General features: G+C 64.3%; 16 protein-coding genes. 4 read left to right on the top strand and 12 right to left on the bottom strand.

Annotated elements, in window-relative coordinates:
* Nucleotides 1-26: 26 nt before the first annotated feature.
* Nucleotides 27-2,585: a penicillin acylase family protein gene (locus tag ACLBXN_RS05555; protein WP_447611429.1), complete on the bottom strand. Its 2,559-nt coding sequence runs from the start codon at nucleotides 2,583-2,585 to the stop codon at nucleotides 27-29.
* Nucleotides 2,586-2,769: 184 nt separating this feature from the next.
* Here ACLBXN_RS05555 and ACLBXN_RS05550 point away from each other — a divergent pair, with 184 nt between their 5' ends.
* On the top strand, nucleotides 2,770-3,162 hold the full coding sequence (locus tag ACLBXN_RS05550; protein ID WP_447611428.1) for a hypothetical protein: 393 nt from the start codon (nucleotides 2,770-2,772) through the stop codon (nucleotides 3,160-3,162).
* Nucleotides 3,163-3,197: 35 nt separating this feature from the next.
* Here the strand turns inward: ACLBXN_RS05550 and ACLBXN_RS05545 are convergent, their stop codons facing one another.
* The gene (locus ACLBXN_RS05545; RefSeq protein ID WP_043004447.1) at nucleotides 3,198-3,446 is read right to left on the bottom strand and encodes a hypothetical protein; all 249 of its coding nucleotides are present in this window, start codon (nucleotides 3,444-3,446) and stop codon (nucleotides 3,198-3,200) included.
* Nucleotides 3,447-3,701: 255 nt separating this feature from the next.
* Between ACLBXN_RS05545 and fusA the strand changes: the two genes are divergently transcribed.
* Complete coding sequence (gene fusA, locus ACLBXN_RS05540; protein WP_447611427.1) at nucleotides 3,702-5,834, top strand: elongation factor G; 2,133 nt, start codon at nucleotides 3,702-3,704, stop codon at nucleotides 5,832-5,834.
* Nucleotides 5,835-5,898: 64 nt separating this feature from the next.
* Here fusA and ACLBXN_RS05535 read toward each other — a convergent pair whose 3' ends face one another.
* From ACLBXN_RS05535 to ACLBXN_RS05490, 10 genes are all read right to left on the bottom strand, one after another.
* Entirely contained in the window at nucleotides 5,899-6,264 is a 366-nt protein-coding gene (locus tag ACLBXN_RS05535) for a SpoIIAA family protein (protein WP_114862272.1), read from the bottom strand.
* A 122-nt stretch (nucleotides 6,265-6,386) separates the two neighbouring features.
* Entirely contained in the window at nucleotides 6,387-8,159 is a 1,773-nt protein-coding gene (locus tag ACLBXN_RS05530; RefSeq protein ID WP_447611426.1) for a hypothetical protein, read from the bottom strand.
* Nucleotides 8,156-8,611 carry a hypothetical protein gene (locus ACLBXN_RS05525; protein ID WP_447611425.1) on the bottom strand — a complete coding sequence of 152 codons (456 nt, stop codon included), beginning with the start codon at nucleotides 8,609-8,611 and terminating at the stop codon, nucleotides 8,156-8,158. Before ACLBXN_RS05525 ends, ACLBXN_RS05530 begins: the two co-directional genes overlap by 4 nt.
* Before the next feature lie 156 nt (nucleotides 8,612-8,767).
* Nucleotides 8,768-9,817: an LD-carboxypeptidase gene (locus tag ACLBXN_RS05520; RefSeq protein ID WP_447611613.1), complete on the bottom strand. Its 1,050-nt coding sequence runs from the start codon at nucleotides 9,815-9,817 to the stop codon at nucleotides 8,768-8,770.
* Nucleotides 9,818-10,095: 278 nt separating this feature from the next.
* The gene (tadA, locus tag ACLBXN_RS05515; RefSeq protein WP_447611424.1) at nucleotides 10,096-11,487 is read right to left on the bottom strand and encodes a tRNA adenosine(34) deaminase TadA; all 1,392 of its coding nucleotides are present in this window, start codon (nucleotides 11,485-11,487) and stop codon (nucleotides 10,096-10,098) included.
* A 60-nt stretch (nucleotides 11,488-11,547) separates the two neighbouring features.
* Nucleotides 11,548-12,735, bottom strand: a complete 1,188-nt coding sequence (locus ACLBXN_RS05510) for a branched-chain amino acid ABC transporter substrate-binding protein (protein ID WP_211455865.1) — start codon at nucleotides 12,733-12,735, stop codon at nucleotides 11,548-11,550.
* 464 nt (nucleotides 12,736-13,199) lie between these two features.
* Nucleotides 13,200-14,111 carry an ADP-ribosylglycohydrolase family protein gene (locus ACLBXN_RS05505; protein ID WP_447611423.1) on the bottom strand — a complete coding sequence of 304 codons (912 nt, stop codon included), beginning with the start codon at nucleotides 14,109-14,111 and terminating at the stop codon, nucleotides 13,200-13,202.
* Nucleotides 14,108-14,677 (bottom strand): NADAR family protein, encoded by a 570-nt coding sequence (locus ACLBXN_RS05500; RefSeq protein ID WP_447611422.1) that lies wholly within the window; start codon nucleotides 14,675-14,677, stop codon nucleotides 14,108-14,110. Before ACLBXN_RS05500 ends, ACLBXN_RS05505 begins: the two co-directional genes overlap by 4 nt.
* Nucleotides 14,674-15,297 (bottom strand): 5' nucleotidase, NT5C type, encoded by a 624-nt coding sequence (locus tag ACLBXN_RS05495; RefSeq protein WP_447611421.1) that lies wholly within the window; start codon nucleotides 15,295-15,297, stop codon nucleotides 14,674-14,676. Before ACLBXN_RS05495 ends, ACLBXN_RS05500 begins: the two co-directional genes overlap by 4 nt.
* Entirely contained in the window at nucleotides 15,294-15,845 is a 552-nt protein-coding gene (locus tag ACLBXN_RS05490) for an RNA 2'-phosphotransferase (protein ID WP_447611420.1), read from the bottom strand. Before ACLBXN_RS05490 ends, ACLBXN_RS05495 begins: the two co-directional genes overlap by 4 nt.
* Nucleotides 15,846-16,014: 169 nt before the next feature.
* Here ACLBXN_RS05490 and ACLBXN_RS05485 point away from each other — a divergent pair, with 169 nt between their 5' ends.
* Together ACLBXN_RS05485 and ACLBXN_RS05480 are read left to right on the top strand one after the other, a co-directional pair.
* Entirely contained in the window at nucleotides 16,015-16,749 is a 735-nt protein-coding gene (locus ACLBXN_RS05485; RefSeq protein ID WP_447611419.1) for an NUDIX hydrolase, read from the top strand.
* 59 nt (nucleotides 16,750-16,808) lie between these two features.
* The coding region (locus tag ACLBXN_RS05480; protein WP_447611418.1) for a peptidase U32 family protein at nucleotides 16,809-18,749 on the top strand (1,941 nt) is incomplete at its 3' end.

Below are 18,749 nucleotides of genomic sequence, written 5' to 3'. Positions count from 1 at the left end.
ATGTGCAACATGCACTATAAGCTCACTTATTTATAGCCATCCACGCCCTGTCCGGTCTGCAGTTCCAGCACATGGCGCCAGCGCCTCGGCTGCATTTGCAGCTTTCGGTAGCGGCCGTCGGCCCACTCCGCACTCATGTCAGCATAGCGGGCCGACAGCGCCAGCCCGCTCTGCCCGGTCTGGTAGATGAACTGCGAGGACTCCGGATCGCCCAGGTCGTAGATGGCGCGCAGCGAGGGCGCATGGCGGCTGACAAAACGTCCAGCCAGCGGTCCCTTGGCATCGGAGGGCGGCGGGTTGGCGTTGTACTGCCCGACATTGACGCTATAGGTGTCGCCGCCCGAGGCCACGCTCACATTGAAGACCCCCGCCAGTGCCGCCACCGAGCCCAGAGGCTTGTGCGCGCTGAGCGCCGCATGTGCAGCGCCCCAGCGCCATTGGCGCGGATCACTGCCGTAGGCCGCCTGCAACTTGTCCAGCGTGCGGGTCAGCGCCTGCCCGGCCTGTTGCTCGCAGCTCAGCGGCGCGCACCACCAGGCGTCATTGCGCGCGAGGATTCCTTCCAGCCCGGCGCGGAAGTCCCGCTTGCCGTAGCTCATGGCAAAGCGCTGCTCGCCAATGCGCGCAATCACCAGGGCGCGCGTCAGCTCGTCGGCCCAGACCGAGAAGATCAGCGGCTCGGGCCTGTCCCGCTCCATCTGCCCGTCGAAGTCCGCCAGCAGTTGCTGTGCCTGCGCTGCCAGGGCGTGGCTCGATCGGGCCTTGCGCAGCACGGGCAGCAAGGCCCGGGTGGCCAGGGACTGCACATCGTTCTGGATCGCCGCCATGCTGGCCGCATCATGCTGGCTGCCGGCCGCCAGCAACTGCTCTATGCGCTGATGGCGGTAGGGCAGGCTCCAGTCCTGGGTCAGGAAATGCGCATAGCCGGCTTCCGTCACGCGCTGGTTGGCCGTGGCCACAAAGCCACGCGCAGCGCCATCGTCCTGCGGCGTCTGCTCGTAGCTCAGCCAGCCCTGCCAGTCATAGCGCGCATCCCAGCCGGGCGCCGGCGCCACGCCGCGCAAGTCATTGTCAGGCGCACGCACCGGCACCCTGCCCGCGGCCTTGAAGCCGATATGGCCCTGCACATCGGCCGCCACAATGCTTTGCATGGGCGAGTGGTAGATGGAAAACGCCTCGAACAGTTCGGCCACGGTCTGCGCGCCGTTGGCTCTGAGGCCGGCCTCCACCGTGCGGTTGTCGGTGTCCAGCGCCGCCCAGCGCAGGGCCAGCGCATAGCGGTCGGTGTTGATGACCTTGCCGTATTGCCGCTGCGCATCGCTGATCACGGGGCCGTGGCGCGTGCTGCGCAGCGTCACCCTCACATCGCTCTGGCCCTTGACTTTGAAGACCTCCTCGCGCACGGCAAAATTTTCCCAGCCCGTGGGCGTGCGGTATTGGCCGGGATCGGCCGGGTTGATCTGCTCCAGGTACAGATCCTGCACATCGGGGTTGGTGTTGGTGAAGCCCCAGGCCACCTGCGCCGTGCGGCCCAGCACCACGAAGGGCATGCCGGGCAAGGTGGCACCCGTTACATCCAGCGCGCTCAGGACGCTGCCGTCGCCGGCCCGGCCCTGGGGCGACTGAAGACGCGCGAAATACCAGATGGCCGGAGCGCTCAGCCCCAGATGCGGATCGTTGGCCAGCAAGGGCTTGCCGCTTCGGGTCTTGCTTCCGGCCACCACCCAGTTATTGCTGCCCAGCCCGTCATTCGTGCCCATATCCCTGGCCATGGAGGCCGCCCATTGCTGCAAGGCCGATTGAATCTGCCCGGCCGGCGCCGACACCCTGGGCTGAGCATCCGCCTCCCGGTAGACACCAAGCTGGCGGTACAGGCTGGCGAGATCCACCGCCGTCGCGGGCGGCTCGCCCGGATAGGCCGGCATCAGCTGCCACAGCTGCTCGGTGCTCAGGACCTGCAGCAGATTCAGCCGCGCAAACTCGTTGCCCCAGTTGCCGCCCAGGTCCAGCGCCATCATCAGCGCCCAGCCCACGGTATCTTCCGGCTCCCAGTTGCCGGCCCGGGTGCCCAGCAGCAGGAACTCCGGCGCTGCAGCCTGCGAGGGCCTGGCGTAAAAGGCGGCGATACCCTGGCTATAGGCCTGCAAGGCTTCCTGCACGGCAGGCGGCAGCGCCGCATACTGGCGACGCGCCGCGCCATGAATGTCGAGAGCACGCATCAGCTTGTCCAGCTCCAGCGTGGCCGGGCCCAGAGTCTCCGACAGCCGCCCCTGCATCAGACGGCGGTTGAACTCCAGCTGCCAGCCACGCTCCTGCGCATGGACAAAGCCCAGGGCCCGCCAGGCATCCTGCGGCGAGTCGGCGCTGATATGCGTGACATCGGAGTCGTCGCGCCTGACCCACACGCTGCGCTCAAGCCCGGAGAGAACCAGCTTGCCGTCCAGGCGCGGCTGGGCCCGCACGCCATAGACCGCCAGCGCGGCCCCTGCCAGCAAAACCAGTCCGCAGGCCGCAGCCGCCAGATGCCATGTGCGCCTGAGCCAGGGGTGGGCGGAAGGTTCTGCCGCCGAAGTGATGTCTCCCATATCGCCTCTTGTAATGCGTCCGGTGCGCAACATCCACATGCTGATCGCGTCCAGCCATGGGCGACAATACCTGTTTGGGCCACGGCCCGGTGTTAGGAAAACGACTTACGCGGATTCGGATCAGGCATGGCGCTCCATGCCTGTCGTGCTTCCCTGTTTGCGTCAGTCCCAAGGAATTCAACGCATGTGGCCCTTCAGTCTGTTCAAGAAACTCAGCCAGGACCCGGCCGTGGGTCAGCCCCGGGGCGACTATATCGGCTGCTATCTGCTGGGCACGCATACCAGCGGGCGCGACGATGACATCAGCTATATCTCGCTGGCGACCACGCGCGAGCAGCTGGAGCAGGATGCGCGCCAGTATCTGCAGGAGTTCCTGGAGCGGCATCCGCAGCTGAACGAAGCGGAGCGCCTTGCCCTGCAGGACCTGCTGGAGCACTGGAATGCGCGCGCCGATGCCCACCTGGCCCAGGACGGCGGCAAGCCCGGCCAGCCCCTGGCCGTGCAAGGCGGCAGCGAGCTGTTCCTGCGCACCGGCATGCGGGCACGCAAAAAGGAAAAAGGCGTCTATCTGGAATAGACGCCGGGGCGGCGGCCGCTGCCCGACGCCTGCCGCTACTGCGTGAAATTCATGTCGAAGCCGGCTTCGGTCAGGCGTACCTCGCCGCCTTCGGCTTTTTCCAGCCAGCCCTTGCCGACGGCCCAGTCCAACGCAGACTGGCGCTCGCCTTCACCGATGCCATGCTTTTGCAGGTCGGCGGCAAGCACTTGCTCGCTCATGCCTTCGCCGGCACGCAAGCTTTGCTCCACCACCAGGATGTAGACCATCTTGTGGGCGGCTGTCTGAATGCTCTGCTCTGTCATGTCCAGGAGTCCTTTGGCCGCAAGGCCTTTGAATGCGAGATGCGAGAAAAAGCCAGACACGGCCGGTCCGAAAGCCTTGCGCTTTGCCCGGGGCCTGGTCTTGCCACCGCTGTTTGTAAGCCGCCAGTCATACCCACTCTGGCAGTGAGTTTGTAGCCATCTCTCTAGTATTTCCGATGCGTTTCCTCTGCCTGCCGGCACCGCAGCCGTGGTGCCGGCACTTCAGTTTCAGAACTGTGTTTCAGGGAGGTCATCATGGCTCGCCACACGCCCATAGAACGCTATCGCAACATCGGCATCTCCGCGCATATCGATGCCGGCAAGACCACCACGACCGAGCGCATACTGTTCTATACCGGGGTCAACCACAAGCTGGGCGAAGTCCATGACGGCGCTGCCACTATGGACTGGATGGAGCAGGAGCAGGAACGCGGCATCACCATCACCTCGGCGGCCACCACGGCCTTCTGGTCGGGCATGGAGCACAACTTCCCGGCCCACCGCATCAACATCATCGACACCCCCGGACACGTGGACTTCACCATCGAGGTCGAGCGTTCCATGCGCGTGCTCGATGGTGCGGTCATGGTCTATGACTCCGTGGGCGGCGTGCAGCCGCAGTCGGAGACCGTCTGGCGCCAGGCCAACAAGTACAAGGTGCCGCGCCTGGCCTTCGTCAACAAGATGGATCGCGTGGGGGCCGACTTCTTTCGTGTACGCCAGATGATGGTGGACCGCCTCAAGGCCCACCCCGTGCCCATCGTCATTCCCATCGGCACCGAGGCCGATTTTCACGGCCTCGTCGACCTCATCAGGATGAAAGCCATCTTCTGGGATGACGAGTCGCAGGGCGTGAAGTTCGAGTACCAGGAGATCCCCGCTGCACTTCTGGCCAGCGCCCAGGAATGGCGCCAGAAGATGGTGGAGGCTGCAGCCGAGGCCAATGAAGCACTGACCGAGAAATACCTGGACAGCGGCGATCTTGATGCCGATGACATCATCACCGGCCTGCGCCTGCGCACCATTGCCACCGAAATTCAGCCCATGCTCTGCGGCTCGGCCTTCAAGAACCGCGGCGTTCAGCGTCTGCTCGACGCGATCATCGAGCTCATGCCTTCGCCGCTTGATGTCCCTGCCGTCGAAGGTCATAGCGAAGACGACAGCGCCAGCACCACGCTGATACGCCATGCCAGTGATGACGAGAAATTCGCCGCCCTGGCCTTCAAGCTCATGACCGACCCCTTCGTGGGCCAGCTGACCTTTGTACGCGTGTACTCTGGCGTGCTGGCCAAGGGCGATCTGGTCTACAACCCGACCCGCGGTAAAAAGGAGCGTATCGGACGCATCGTGCAGATGCATGCCAACGCGCGCCAGGAGATCGACGAAATCCGCGCCGGCGACATCGCGGCCTGCGTGGGTCTCAAGGACGTGAGCACGGGCGAGACGCTGTGCGATCCGCAAGCGCCCATCGTGCTGGAAAAGATCTCCTTTCCCGAACCCGTGATCGCCCAGGCCGTGGAGCCCAGGAGCAAGGCCGACCAGGAAAAAATGGGACTGGCGCTGGCACGCCTTGCCGCCGAGGACCCTTCCTTCAGGGTCAGCAGCGACGAGGAGTCGGGCCAGACCATCATTGCCGGCATGGGCGAGCTGCACCTGGAAATCATCGTCGACCGCATGAGGCGCGAATTCAATGTGGCCGCCAATGTGGGCAAGCCACAGGTTGCCTACCGCGAGACCATTCGCAAGACAGTCAGCGATGTGGACGGCAAGTTCGTGCGCCAGTCCGGCGGCAAGGGCCAGTACGGCCATGTGGTGCTGACCGTTGAGCCGCTGGAATCGGGCAAGGGCTTTGAGTTCGTCGACGAAATCAAGGGCGGCGTGATCCCACGCGAATTCATCCCCGCCGTGGAAAAAGGCTTGCGCGAAGCCATGAACTCGGGCGTTCTGGCCGGCTACCCGGTGGTCGATGTGCGGGTGCGGCTGACCTTCGGTTCCTACCACGAGGTGGACTCTTCGGAGCAGGCCTTCCGCATGGCCGCCATCCTGGGCTTCAAGGAGGCCTGCAGAAAAGCCGATCCGGTGATTCTGGAGCCCATCATGGCCGTCGAGGTGGAAACTCCCGAGGAATACGCAGGCGCCGTGATGGGCAATCTGTCCTCGCGCCGCGGCGCCGTGCAGGGCATGGACGATATGGCGGGCGACGGCAAGACCATCAGGGCCGAGGTGCCGCTATCGGAAATGTTTGGCTATGCCACGCACCTTCGCTCCATGACTCAGGGCCGCGCCACCTACACCATGGAGTTCAAGCGTTACGCACAGGCCCCGCAGCAGGTAGCCGCCGGTGCGACTGCTTCGAGCGCGACAACCGGCCACCGAAAACAGGGCTAGGCTGATCCAGGCAACTCGGCCGCAGCTCGGCGGCAGAGTTGCCGGACTGGTTCAGACAGGCAGCTCAGGCTGCATGCAGCCACTGCATGGCCATGGCATCTTCGGTAAACGGGAAATGCCTGACCTCGGCATGCGTGAGATGCCTGCCGACGAATTCGGCCATGCCCGCCAGATGACTGTCGGTCACCAGGGCGATCTGCTCCACCTGATGGCGATGGTCTCTGACAAAGCCCATATGGGCGCTGAAGCCGGCCCAGTTTTCCCAGCCGGGAAAGTCCTTGGACTGGATCATCACCCCATGTAGTTTGGGATGCTCGGCCAGGAAATCGTCCACGTCCTGACTGACGCCGTCGAAATCCTGCTCGGTCAGAGGCCCATGGGGCTCCAGCAGCAAGATGCCTTCGGGTTTCATGAGGGAGTAATTGAGCATATGCAACTCCTGCAGCGAAACTTCACTGTACGCCTGAGCTCACGGGAATGCAGCCCTAGACAGCACCCGCAGCACAGGTTTTCGCGGCTCCTGACCCCGCATCGGGCCGCCTGCGAAGTCGACTAGGGACAGCCCATGGCCCGGCTCAGGCCCTGCAGCTGCTCGCCCAGCGCGGCACGCAGATCGGTGCGCATGGCTTCGCGCGTGAGCAGCTCTTCGGCATACAGTGCCGCCCAGTCGATACCCACGCCCAGCACCACACCGGCAACCGCTCCCGCCACCGCCCCCACGGCCGTGCCGACACCAGGAACGACGGAACCCACCGCCGCACCGGCTACCGCTGCCCCGGCCTTGCCCAGACCCTGCTTGGCAGCGGCCTTGGCCAGCACCTTGCCGGCGGCCTTCATCGATGCCTTGGCCATGGCTTTGCCTGCAACGGCTGCGGCAAAAGCACCGCCCCCCGTGCCCACCAGGGCGCTGGCCGTCAGCCGCTGGCGTGCATCGCCCAGCAGCTCCAGCGCAGGCAGGCGGGCCACCTCGGCACGCACCAGACATTGCTCGGGACTCAGGGCCAGATGATGGCGCGCCAGGGTTTCCTCGATGCGCTGCTGGCCCTCGGCCAGAGCAGCGCCGCTGCTCAATGCCTGCTTTTGCAGAGTCTGCACCCAGCCCTCCAGCCCCGGCGTGGCTCCCAGGGTTTCGCTGAGCTTGTTCTGCAGAAACTGGCTCACGTCGCCCGTAAGCAGACTGAGGATGCGGCCCCACTCCGCACCCAGGCTGAAATACCAGTCCAGATAGCGCTCGACGGCGGCATCCAGCTGCCGGCCCATCTCCGGGATGCTCTGGCACAGGGCCTGTCCGGCCTGGGCCCGGCCCAGCAGCTGCAGAACCTGCTGGCGGGTGGCGTCCAGCGTGCCGAGACTGTAGAGTTGCTGCCCGATGCGCTCGCACTCGGGCAGGCGCTTGAGCGCCAGCGGGCTCTCCTGGGCACGGGCCAGGCCGTCAAGGGCGGCCGTGGACTGCACGAGAATGCCCAGCACCAGCACCGCAATCAGGGCCAGCAAAGGCGCGGCCGCCAAAGGCCTGGCCTGCAGCAGAAGGGCCGAGGAAGTCGATGCCCCTTGCATGGCGCGCCCCAGGCACAGCAGCACGCCTACCGGGCCAAACAGTGCCAGCAGCAACAGGCGCAGCAAGGGCAACTGAGGCAAGTCGGCCATGGCCCCGCTCGCCAGCTGCACGGCCAGCAGGGCATCCAGCCCCCAGCGCACCAGCCCCGAGGGCGCTGCGTGAATCTGGGCCAGAGCGAGATTCAGCGCGTCAGGCTCCATGCCGGTCGCCAGCGCCCGCCCCATATCCTGTTGAATGGCCATGCCATAGAGCCAGCCGCCGCCCAGAAGCACCAGCAGCAGCCAGCTAGCAGCGCGCTGGGTGAAGGCCCAGGCAAAGGCCGTGGATGAAAACTCTCGCTTCAATCCCAGCTGCATGCCACAAGCAAGCAAGACATGGAGCAAGGGAGCCAGCGCCAGCAGAGCCCATTCCCAGGGAGCAAGAAACCATGCCTGCCAGAGCGAGCTGGTGCACAGCAGCAAGGCCAGTGCCAATGCCTTGCAGGCCGGCCACCAGCCGCCGCCGAGCCAGCGGCCGATATGCCCCTGCGGCGCGAACTGCAGGCGCAGCAGCTTTTTGCGCATCATCAGGAGCAGCCAATGCCCCCAGGCTGGCAACAGCACCAGCAGCAGGACGGCGAGCAGCCAGCCCCAGGGCGGCAAGCGCGTCAGCAGATGGGAAAAGCCGGCCAGGGCCGCCAGCCACAGCCAGCCCAGCAATACCGCGCGCAGCAGGGTCTGCGGCCGGGGCAACCCCGGCGCGTTCACTGGCGCACCAACGCTGTTCATGGCTCGCGGCTCTTGCCCGCTCCCCGCCCCGCTGCGGCAATCCCTCTGGCGATGCGAGCGTTGTAGACCGTCAGGCGGCTCAGGCCCAGTTGCTCGGCAATCCTGGCATCGGATGCGGTGCCTAGCAAAGCCACAGCCTCGTCGCACCAGTCAAAAGCACTGCTGGCAACAGCGCCCGTCACCGAGGCAATACCCAGCTCGGTACGCCTGGCCACCACGCTGGCCTTGCTGATGCCCAGCTGCCTTGCCACCTCGGCATCAGCCTCCTGGCCCAGCAGAGCAAGCGCTTGCGGGGTCCACTGGAAATGCCCGTAAGCCGGAATGCCCAGCGCATTGCGCTTGAGGTTGACCGTCTTGGCCGATGTGCCCCAGCGCTCGGCCAGCACCGAGTCTTTTTCCTGGCCCAGGCGGGCCAGCATTTCCTCGGTCCACTGCAGTGCAGCCTTGCCCATGCGTGCGTCCTTCCCGATTTCAAAAATACAAGCCAGATCGCCACTTATCCTATATACAGCCTGCGTTCAAAGCTATCAAAACAGAGATCGCTTAGGCACAGCAGAAGGCGCAGGCCATGTTCGCTACGCCCGGGCAGCCTCAGCGGCAGTCTGGCCTCAGACATGTCCCCAATAGATCAGCGCATCCCGTCCTTCCACAGACAGCGACACCTGCGCCCCCACGGGCAGCAGCACCTTGGTGGGCACATGGCCGAAGGGCAGACCTTGCAGCACGGGGCGCTTGAGCTGCATGCGCAGCCAGTCGATCACGGTCTGCAGCTTGAAGCCCTTGTCATGCGTGGTGAGCTTGAATTCGGTGAACTGGCCAAAGACGATGGCTTTTTGCTTTTGCAGCACGCCCGCCAGCAGCAGCTGCGTCAACATGCGCTCGATCCGGTAGGGGTGCTCGCCCACGTCTTCGATGAACAGAATGCCGCCATCGACCTGGGGGAAGTAAGGCGTGCCCAGCAGGGACACCAGCACCGCCAGATTGCCGCCCCACAAGGTGGCTCCGCCGGGAACATAGAAGTCCTTGAGCTGGGGCTTGCCATTGGGCAGCTCGCCAATCCTGGGCATCTGCCAGCCCGCGCCTTCGCCCTGGCCGCTGAGCAGGTCCTCGAAGCAGTCCAGCATGATGTCGTCCACGGGCTCGCCCGTCTTTTTGCTGTCCACTCCAAAGTCGGCGTTGAGCGCGGGACCGGCCCAGGTGATCGAGCCGGTCTGCGCCAGCATGGCCAGCTGAAAAGCCGTGAAATCGCTGAGACCGACAAACTTGGTGCCGCCCGCAATCGCCTTGGCCACGGTCTTGTACCTGATGCCCGGCAGGATGCGCGTGAGACCGTAGCCGCCGCGCGAAATCAGCGCCACATCGGCCCCGCTGGCGGCTGCGCGATGGATGGCGGCCAGACGGGTGGCGTCGTCACCCGCAAAGCGCTGGCTGCTGGCCAGCGCATCGGTGTCGACCTCCACCTCATGGCCCAGGGCCTCCAGCTGCTTGATGCCACGCTTGAAGGCCGCCTTGTCGCGCACCGCCCCCGAAGGCGAGTAGATATAGACATGCTTGCCACCATGGCTGTGATCATGACCGCAGCAGCTGCCATCGGCGCTGTGCACATGGTCGTGATGATCGTGGTGGCCGTGCTCATGGCTGCAGTGCTCGTCATGCACATGTGCCTGTTGGGCAGGCTCCTGCCCGTGCGAATGGGCGTGGTGCTGGGCCGTTGTAGTGGATGCAGGGGATTTGCGCGAGGTTGCCAAAGCCTTTTCATGCGGCCACCGGCCGCATGCTCCGTGAAAAGTGGGTGAATCCGCAGATTCAGAAGTTCATACGACTTACGCAAAACAGGTTCAGGCCGGGCGACCGCCTCGGAAGGCGAGCCCTTGTTGCATTCTTGTTTGCATAAGTCCTGGTTCAGATGCTTGCTCCGCCGGTCTGGCCGATCGGGCTACGGCGCAAAGTATTCCACAGCCGCTGCACCGCCGCCCTGCCACGCTGCAGGAACCGGAGCGCCAGGCCGGGTTTGCCGCCACACCCCGGACTGTGCCGCCAGTTGCGGCACGGCCTGCAGCCAGGCTGCCTGCCATTGCGCGGCAGACACGGGCTGCGGGGTGGCGGCGGGCTGCAACCACAACTTGCCGGCCTGCGCCCATTGCCGCAGCAGATCGGCGGGCGGCGCCGTCAGCTCGGTCTGCAGGCGCGGCCAGGCCTTGAGTGCAGCCCGATGGCCGGGCTGCGCAAACGGGGCATTCCAGGCGCGGGCCTCTTCAGGCCCTTGGGCATCCACAGCTGTATGCAGCCCTTCCAGTCCTGCCATGGCCTTGGCCACATCCCAGGCCGGCTTGCGCGCTGCCTGTTCAAACCATTGCTGGCGCTGCTGCGGCTGCGTGTTCAGCGGCCAGGTATCGATCAGCCACGCGCCGGCAAAGCGCTCAGGCAGGGCTTGCGCGGCGGCCAGACCCAGGCGGCCGCCATCGCCCTGCCCGACCAGCACCAGCCGCCGCAGGTCGAGCGCCTCAATCAGCTCGGTGATGATCTGCAAATGCCATGGCGCGCTGTGCTGCTTGTCTTTCTTGGGCTGATCGCTGCGGCCGAAACCCGGCAGATCGGGCACTACCACACGATGACCGGCGGCCAGCAGATCAGGCAGCAGATGCCGGAAGCCATAGCCCCAGCCCGGGCTGCCATGCAGACACAGCCAGGTCAGCGCGGCGTCCTCGGGCCCTTCATCGACCACGGCCAGACGCAGTCCCTGCAGCGCCGGCAGGTCGCTGCGCCACTGCGGCTGCCAGGGCCACTCCGGCAGGTCGGCAAACGCCTCATCGGCGTTGCGCAGCGCCCAGTCCCTGAGCGGATGCGGCTGCTGAGCCTTTTTTTCCTGGCGTCGCAGCTGGAAGAACTCCGCCATCAGTGCCGAGCATTCCGCAGCCAACACGCCGCGCAGCACCCGCGTCTGATGATTGATGGCGGAGTAACCGAAGACATCGAGCACCGATCCCGCCGCACCGGTCCTGGGCTCGGCCGCACCATAGACCACGGCGTCCACACGCGCATGCAGCATGGCGCCGCTGCACATGGTGCAAGGCTCCAGCGTCACATACAGCGTGCAGCCCTCGAGCCGGTAATTGCCGAGGGCCCGTGCCGCCTCGCGCAGGGCCAGCACCTCGGCATGGGCCGTAGGGTCCTGGGCCGAAAGCGGGCTGTTATGGCCGCGGCCTATGACCTGCCCGTCCTTGACGACTACGGCCCCCACCGGCACCTCGCCGCAGGCGGCGGCGCAGCGCGCCTGCTCCAGCGCCTGGCGCATGAAGTGTTCGTGCACGGAAGCATCAAGATTCATAGCTCTATGCGCCTGACAGACAAGGCCCGAATGACAGTTGCTCGAAAAGATCAGCGCCGCTCAATGGCCGCTGATCACCAGTTCCTTGCGTTCGCCGGAGTCATAGCCGTAGAGCGTGACGCGCGGATTCTGCAGCTCGCCCTGCGAATCAAAGGCAATCGTGCCCGTCACCCCGTCGTGGCGGGTCTGGCGCAGGCGCGGCAGATACGCCTCGGCCTGGGCCGAATCGGCACTCAGCATGGCCTTGGCCAGCACCATGGTCGCGTCATACGCGTAAGGGCTGTAGACCTGATACTGGCCGGGAAAATGCTGGTCGTACTTCTGCTTCCAGTGCAGACCGCCAGGCATATTGCCCAGGGAGCTGCCGCTCATCACGCAAACCACGTTCTTGAGCGCCGGCACCTTGTCGGCCATGGCAGGCAGGCGCTCCGAACACTGCGCATCGCCGCCCAGGAACTTCACCTGATTCATGGCCAGCTGTGACATCTGGCGCAGCATGAGCCCGGCCTGTGCATCGAGCCCGCCGAAGAAGATCGCATCGGGTTTGCGGCCTTTGATGGCGGTCAGGATGGACGAGAACTGAGTGGCCTTGTCGCTGGTGTACTGCTTGTCGACGATCTGCACATCGCGCTCGGCTGCTGCGGCTTCAAACAGCTTGACGATGCCTTGCCCATAGGCCGTGCGATCGTCCACGATCGCGATGCGTTTGACGCCCTGATGCTTGACGGCATAGTCCAGCAAGGCATTGACCATGGCACGGTCATTGGCGATGACGCGGAAGGTGTCGTCATAGCCGGCCTCGGTAATCGCAGGATTGGTGGCAGCAGGGGTGATATTGGGAATACCGCAGTCGTTGTAGATCTTGGCCGCCGGCAAGGTCGTGCCCGACTGAAGATGCCCCACCACGGCCGCCACCTTCTTGTCGCAGAAGCGGCGTGCCAACGCCGTGGCCTGGCCGGGATCGCCCGCATCGTCGCCGGCCTCCAGCTTCCACTGCACCGGGCGACCACCCAGCTGCAGCTTGCGGGCATTGAGCTCATCAATCGCCATGCGCACGCCGTTCTCCTCATCCTTGCCCAGGGCTGCGATGGGACCCGAAACCGGGCCGCCGTGGGCGATGCGCACCACCAGAGGCTTTTCCAATTCCGCCGCATGAACGGACGACAGGGACACGGCGGCCAGCGCCAGGCTCAGGGCAGACGAGGTGCGAACACGGCGGCTCTGGGCCGAGCGATCAGTCATGGACATGCTTTCTCCTTGATGAAGCGGAAGGCTGTGGCATGCAAGCCTACGCCAGACCGGAACCTCATGCGTGTCGGCAAACCTTGCATACCACGTCAATGTGCAACCGAAGGGCAGTCCCTGGAGTGGAAGGGAAGGCTGCAGAGCTGGATCTGGCTCGGGTCTGCTGGCGCTGGGCACAGACTCCGGTTGCTGACGATAGGGCTGCTGAACCTGGCGGCTTCGCTCGCGCACCGCCACTCTGTCAGCGCTGTGATTGTGCCCCGTTGAACGGGATGGCGCCTGCCGCACCGGATTTTCCTGGCCGCAGAACAAGCTTTTCATCCCCCTCCCAAGACTTGCAGCAGCACCAAAGCGCGCTGACCGCAAACCGCTTTCGCGATCTGCGCCGAGGCGGCCTGGGCCTGTTTGCCAAATCTCGCGATCCGCATGCGTCAACCAGGCCCCGCAGCGCTTGCCACCAGGGGCCTTCAGCCAGCCAGCACCTGATTCAGCGCATGAACAGACTGCGCCAGCGCGCGAATCTCGGTCTGCTGATGCAGTCTTTCCAGCCAGTGCGCAGGAATGCCGCTGCGGCCCCAGAACGCTCCCGCAATCTGGCCGCCAATGGCCGCTGTGGTGTCGGCGTCATCGCCCAGATTGGCCGCCTCCAGCACGGCGGCCTCAAAGCTCTCGTGCCGGTCGAAACACCACAAAGCGGCCTCCAGACTGTGCACCACATAGCCCGTGCTCTGGATCTGCTCGCGACTTTTGCTGCGCCAGCTGCCTTGCGCAATCTCGGCGATGCGAGGGCTGCTAAACGGCAGCGCGGCCAGATCCAGCACCTGCGCCTTGCTGGCGCCCTGCAGGGCGCGGCTCAATGCCACGGCAAACAGACGACAGGCATCCAGGCACTCCGCAGCGGCATGCGTGGCGCGAGAACTCAGCGCCGCCATCTCCTGCACTCTTTGTTCATCATGGGCATACACCATGGCTACCGGCGCCAGCCGCATCAGCGAGCCATTGCCGGCGCTGCGTGCATCCTCACTGCCCGCGAGCGCATTGCCGGTACGCAGGTACTGCTGTATCGCCTCGCGCGTTGCGATGCCGATATCAAAGCATTGACCGGTGGAACTCCAGTAGCCCCACTGGTACCAGTTGGCATAGCGCGTCATCTGGTCCCTGGGATCGCAATCGCTTTTGAGCACCAGGCTCTCGGCCAGGCACAAAGCCATGGACGTGTCATCCGTCCATTGTCCGGCCCTCAGCGAAAACGGCCCGCCCCCCACCATATCGGTCAGCGGTGCGAAGCTGCCGCGCGCCCGGAACTCCAGTGTCGTGCCCACGGCATCGCCGCAAGCCAGCCCCAGCAGAGCACCTTCAAAACGGTTCAGCGTGCTCATTGCCCGGCTCTCAACTGCGCGCGCGCGGCCATCAGCGCAAAACCCAGCAGGTTCTGCCCATGCCATTTGCGCGGCTGCTCGGCGTCGGGATGGGTAGCGCCCAGGCCGATGCCCCAGATGCGGTCGCGCGGACTGGCCTCGACCAGCACACGCTCGCCGGTTCTCAGCAGAAATTCCCCCATGGCCGGGTTCTGGGTGAATTTGGCGACATTGGCGCTCACCACGATGTCGAAGCACTCCGCCTTCCAGCGTGCCTCGTCGAAATTGCGCACGCTGCGCCCAATCTGCTTGGCACTGGCCGGAGACGGCGCAGCCAGCACCTGCGCGCGCGCCTCTTCATCCCCAAACAGCCGCGCCTTGCCTGCCATCATGAAATGCTCCGCCGTGGCAAAGCGATCCCCCTCGACGGTGAATGGAGCAGAAAACCACTGGCTCAGGCAGCCTTTGCCCACCGAGCCATTCCTTTCGGCCTGATGGCCCCAGAAACAAAGGTATTTGGGACGGTATCCCTGGTCGAGCTGGGCCACCAGATCGGCTACGGATCGAATTTCGTAATCTCGGTTCATGTCTGTTCTTCTTGATATTGGTTGAGCCACCAACGGGAAAAGTCCGCCAAAGTGGCGTGAGTGGAGTCAATAGCCTGCAGACCCGGCCCCGTATTGGGTGAGCCGCCTTGCTCGCGCAGCACCAGCGCCTTGTGAATCCGGGCATCCACGCCGTCGAAATAGGGCAGAAAGTCATCGACAAATGCCAGAGGCTGCAACTGCGCCAGGGCTTGTGCCTTGGGGCTGGGACCTGGAGCGGCACTGCCGCTGGTGGCGATCACACGCGAGATCGGAAAACCCAGCCGCCGCAGATTGACTTGCCTTGCCTCGGCGAACTGCGGCTGGATTGCCGACACGCAGACCAGCTCATAACCGGCAGCGCACAGCTGCTCGCAAGCCTGGAGCGCACCTGCAATCGCGGGAATGCTTGACCAGAACTGCGCATCAAGGCTGGCACGAAAGCGGCTCAAGGCTTCGCCCTGCAGGCTGGCGACACCCCAGCGGTCCATGGCCCAGTAGGCGTCAGGCCGCTTCAGCGCGGGCCGCTCGCCAAATGCCCGCTCCCAGGCTGATGCATATGCCAGGTTGTAGTCCAGCAATACGCCGTCTGCGTCAACGGCAATGATTCCCGAGGCATTCATGGCGTGAGCTTCAGCAGATACCGGACCGGGACGACATCGGTCAGCCAGACACCGTTATCGGAACGATAGAACACATGGCCCTCGCCCTGCATGCGCGCGGCGTCCACCTGCAGCAGGGCCAGCTTGCCATGGCGACTGCCGACCTGAGAGGCCACTTCCACGCTTTCGGACAGATGGACATGGTGACGTGACTGCCGGTTAAGGCCCTCATGAAAAATCGCATCCAGAAAACGCGTGGCCGTGCCGTGGTAGAGCACTGCTGGAGGGCTGCTGGGTTCAAGGCCCAGTTCGACCTTGATGGAGTGGCCCTGATTGGCGCGTATGCGCTTGCCATCCGCGCTGAAGGAATAGCGCTGCTTGTTGTTGTCCGCCACGATGCGCTGCAGTTCCTCCAGACGGGTCGGCCGCCCAGAGCGCGCCAGGCAGGCCAGCAGCTCATCCGTCCGGGCCCAGCCCGCCTCGTCGAGCTTGAGCCCTATGGTCTCGGGACTGTGCCTGAGCACCAGGCTGAGGAATTTGCTGCGCGCGGTGGTGTTTTGGTCTTTCATTTTCTTGTTCTCTTTTTCTCTTTGTTCCAGGCGGCCTGCCTGGCGCTCGACAGGTGTTATCGCTACCTGGGCAGCCAGGCCCTGCCTAGTTCTCTCCGCCTAAGTTGCATTGAACAACTTAAGCAAGTTGTACAATACAACCCATCCTTCATCCCGTCAAGCCTGATTCATGAGCGTTACACCGCGTCACTCCAAGCCAGCGCCGGACTTTCCTCGTCCCTACACCACGGTGGATGTGGTGATCTTCACGATTGCGCAAGGCTGCTTGAATGTATTGCTGGTGCAACGCCCAGGTCACGACGATGATCCATTTCCCGGCCTCTGGGCCTTGCCCGGCGGATTTGTGAATGTGGATCTGGATCCCGATCTGCAGGCCTGCGCCGCGCGCAAGCTCAAGGAGAAGACGGGTGTGGACAGCCCCTATCTGGAGCAGCTCGGCAGCTGGGGCAGCGCCCTGCGCGATCCCCGTGGCTGGTCGGCCACCCATGTGTACTTCGCGCTGATTCCCGCCCACGAGCTGCAGCTGACCAAAGGCGCCAATGCGGCCGATGTGGCATGGTTCGAAGTGGACGAGCTGCTGCACCGACCCGCACTGGCCTTCGACCATGGCTGCATCCTGCAGACGGCGGTTGAACGTCTGCGCAGCAAGGTCGAATACACCTCGCTGCCCGCTTTTTTGCTGAGCGAGCCTTTTACCCTGCCCCAGTTGCAGCAAGTCTATGAAACCGTGCTGGGACGCAGCGTGGACAAGAGCGGCTTTCGCACCCGCATGCTGGCAGCGAACTTTCTGCTCGAGACCGGACATGTGGAAGGCACATCGAACCGTCCCGCCATGGGCTACCGGCTGGCGGACCGCAGCGGCCCCGTGGTTTTCCCCCGAACCTTCAGCCCACGCGGCCACTGAACCAGGCGATTACCCACCGCTGTGCCGAAACCGGGGCTTGCTGAGATAATCCTGCCCCTATGTCTCTCCTGCCCCACCAGCTCGAACTCCTGTCCCCGGCGCGTGATGCCGATATCGGCATCGAAGCCGTCAATCATGGCGCAGACGCCGTCTATATCGGCGGCCCGGCCTTTGGCGCGCGCGCGACGGCAGGCAATGACATCCGCGACCTGGAGCGGCTCATCAAGCATGCCCACCGCTTCGGCAGCCGCATCTTCATCACGCTCAACACCATCTTGCGCGACGATGAGCTGCAAGGCGCGCGCGATATGGCCTGGCAGATCTACAACGCCGGCGCCGATGCACTGATCATCCAGGACATGGGTCTGCTGGAGCTGGACCTGCCACCCATTCAGCTGCACGCGTCCACCCAGACCGATATCCGCACGCCCGAAAAGGGCCGCTTTCTGCAGGACGCCGGTCTGTCGCAGATCGTGCTGGCACGCGAGCTGGACCTCAAGCAGATTGCCGCCGTGCGCGCCGCGACAGACCCCAGTCGCACCACCATCGAATACTTTGTGCATGGCGCACTGTGCGTGGCCTACTCGGGCCAGTGCTTCATCAGCCATGCCCATACGGGACGCAGCGCCAATCGCGGCGACTGCAACCAGGCCTGCCGTCTGCCCTATGAGGTGACGGACGCCAGCGGCCGCATCATCGCGCATGAAAAGCATGTGCTGTCCATGAAGGACAACAACCAGAGCGACAACCTGCGTGCGCTGATCGATGCCGGCGTGCGCAGCTTCAAGATCGAGGGCCGCTACAAGGACATGGGCTATGTGAAGAACATCACGGCCCATTACCGCAAGCTGCTCGACGAAATCATCGAAGAGCGCGAGTTCTCCGATCAGCCGCTGGCGCGCTCGTCGTCAGGCCGCACCACTTTCTCGTTCGAACCCGATCCGGACCAGAATTTCAACCGCGAGTTCACCGACTACTTCGTCAACGGCCGCAAGGATGACATCGGCGCCTTCGACACGCCCAAGACGCCGGGTCGTGCCATCGGCTGGGTGACCCAGGTCGGCGACAAATGGTTCGAGATCGAGACCAGCGACAAGGCCGCCGAGCTGCACAACGGCGACGGCCTGTGCTACTACGATCTGCAAAAGGAACTGGTGGGCGTGCACATCAACCGTGCCGAATGCGTGAGTGCCAAAAAAGGCATCTGGCGTGTCTTCCCCAAGAACGAGATTGCCGAGTTCAAGGACCTGCGCAAGGGCCTGGAAATCAACCGCAACCGCGATATGGACTGGGTGCGCACACTGGAGAAGAAGTCCAGCGAACGCCGCATCGGTCTGTGGGCCGAGTTCAAGGAGACCGCTTCAGGCTTCGCGCTGACGCTGACCGATGAGGACGGCTTTGTCGGCACGGCCGTCATTGCCCAGGAACACCAGAGCGCTACCGATGCCGCAAAGGCCCAGGCCTCGCTGCGCGAGCAGCTGGGACGCTTTGGCGCCACGGTTTTCGAGGTGAACGATATTTCGCTGAGCCTGAGCCAGCCCTGGTTTGTCCCGGCATCGGTGCTCAACCAGCTGCGCCGCGATGCCGTTGCCGCATTGGAGCAGGCCCGCGCCGACGGCTTTGTGCGCCTGCCCCGCGCCAAGCCCGTGGAGCCACCCGTGCCTTTCCCTGAAGACACGCTGACCTATCTGGCCAATGTCTACAACCAGAAGGCCCATGACTTCTATGTCAAACATGGCGTGAAGATCATCGACGCTGCCTACGAGAGCAAGGAAGAGGAAGGCGAAGTCTCGCTGATGATCACCAAGCACTGCGTGCGCTTCTCGATGAGCCTGTGCCCCAAGCAGGCCAAGGGCGTGATCGGCGTCAAGGGCACCATCAAGGCCGAGCCGCTGCAGCTGATCAACGGCAAGGAAAAGCTCACGCTACGTTTTGACTGCAAGCCCTGCGAAATGCATGTGGTGGGCAAGATGAAGAAATCGGTGCTCAACCAGCATGCC

This window comes from Comamonas sp. C24C (genome assembly GCF_053345995.1).
Note: the sequence above shows the minus strand (reverse complement) of the source record. Positions and strands in the feature narration are given on the sequence as shown.

What these genes read in the sequence shown, in the direction of transcription:
- ACLBXN_RS05555 (WP_447611429.1), bottom strand. Translation starts at nt 2,585, where the DNA reads ATGGGAGACATCACTTCGGCGGCAGAACCTTCCGCCCACCCCTGGCTC.
- ACLBXN_RS05550 (WP_447611428.1), top strand. Translation starts at nt 2,770, where the DNA reads ATGTGGCCCTTCAGTCTGTTCAAGAAACTCAGCCAGGACCCGGCCGTG.
- ACLBXN_RS05545 (WP_043004447.1), bottom strand. Translation starts at nt 3,446, where the DNA reads ATGACAGAGCAGAGCATTCAGACAGCCGCCCACAAGATGGTCTACATC.
- fusA (WP_447611427.1), top strand. Translation starts at nt 3,702, where the DNA reads ATGGCTCGCCACACGCCCATAGAACGCTATCGCAACATCGGCATCTCC.
- ACLBXN_RS05535 (WP_114862272.1), bottom strand. Translation starts at nt 6,264, where the DNA reads ATGCTCAATTACTCCCTCATGAAACCCGAAGGCATCTTGCTGCTGGAG.
- ACLBXN_RS05530 (WP_447611426.1), bottom strand. Translation starts at nt 8,159, where the DNA reads ATGAACAGCGTTGGTGCGCCAGTGAACGCGCCGGGGTTGCCCCGGCCG.
- ACLBXN_RS05525 (WP_447611425.1), bottom strand. Translation starts at nt 8,611, where the DNA reads ATGGGCAAGGCTGCACTGCAGTGGACCGAGGAAATGCTGGCCCGCCTG.
- tadA (WP_447611424.1), bottom strand. Translation starts at nt 11,487, where the DNA reads ATGAATCTTGATGCTTCCGTGCACGAACACTTCATGCGCCAGGCGCTG.
- ACLBXN_RS05510 (WP_211455865.1), bottom strand. Translation starts at nt 12,735, where the DNA reads ATGTCCATGACTGATCGCTCGGCCCAGAGCCGCCGTGTTCGCACCTCG.
- ACLBXN_RS05505 (WP_447611423.1), bottom strand. Translation starts at nt 14,111, where the DNA reads ATGAGCACGCTGAACCGTTTTGAAGGTGCTCTGCTGGGGCTGGCTTGC.
- ACLBXN_RS05500 (WP_447611422.1), bottom strand. Translation starts at nt 14,677, where the DNA reads ATGAACCGAGATTACGAAATTCGATCCGTAGCCGATCTGGTGGCCCAG.
- ACLBXN_RS05495 (WP_447611421.1), bottom strand. Translation starts at nt 15,297, where the DNA reads ATGAATGCCTCGGGAATCATTGCCGTTGACGCAGACGGCGTATTGCTG.
- ACLBXN_RS05490 (WP_447611420.1), bottom strand. Translation starts at nt 15,845, where the DNA reads ATGAAAGACCAAAACACCACCGCGCGCAGCAAATTCCTCAGCCTGGTG.
- ACLBXN_RS05485 (WP_447611419.1), top strand. Translation starts at nt 16,015, where the DNA reads ATGAGCGTTACACCGCGTCACTCCAAGCCAGCGCCGGACTTTCCTCGT.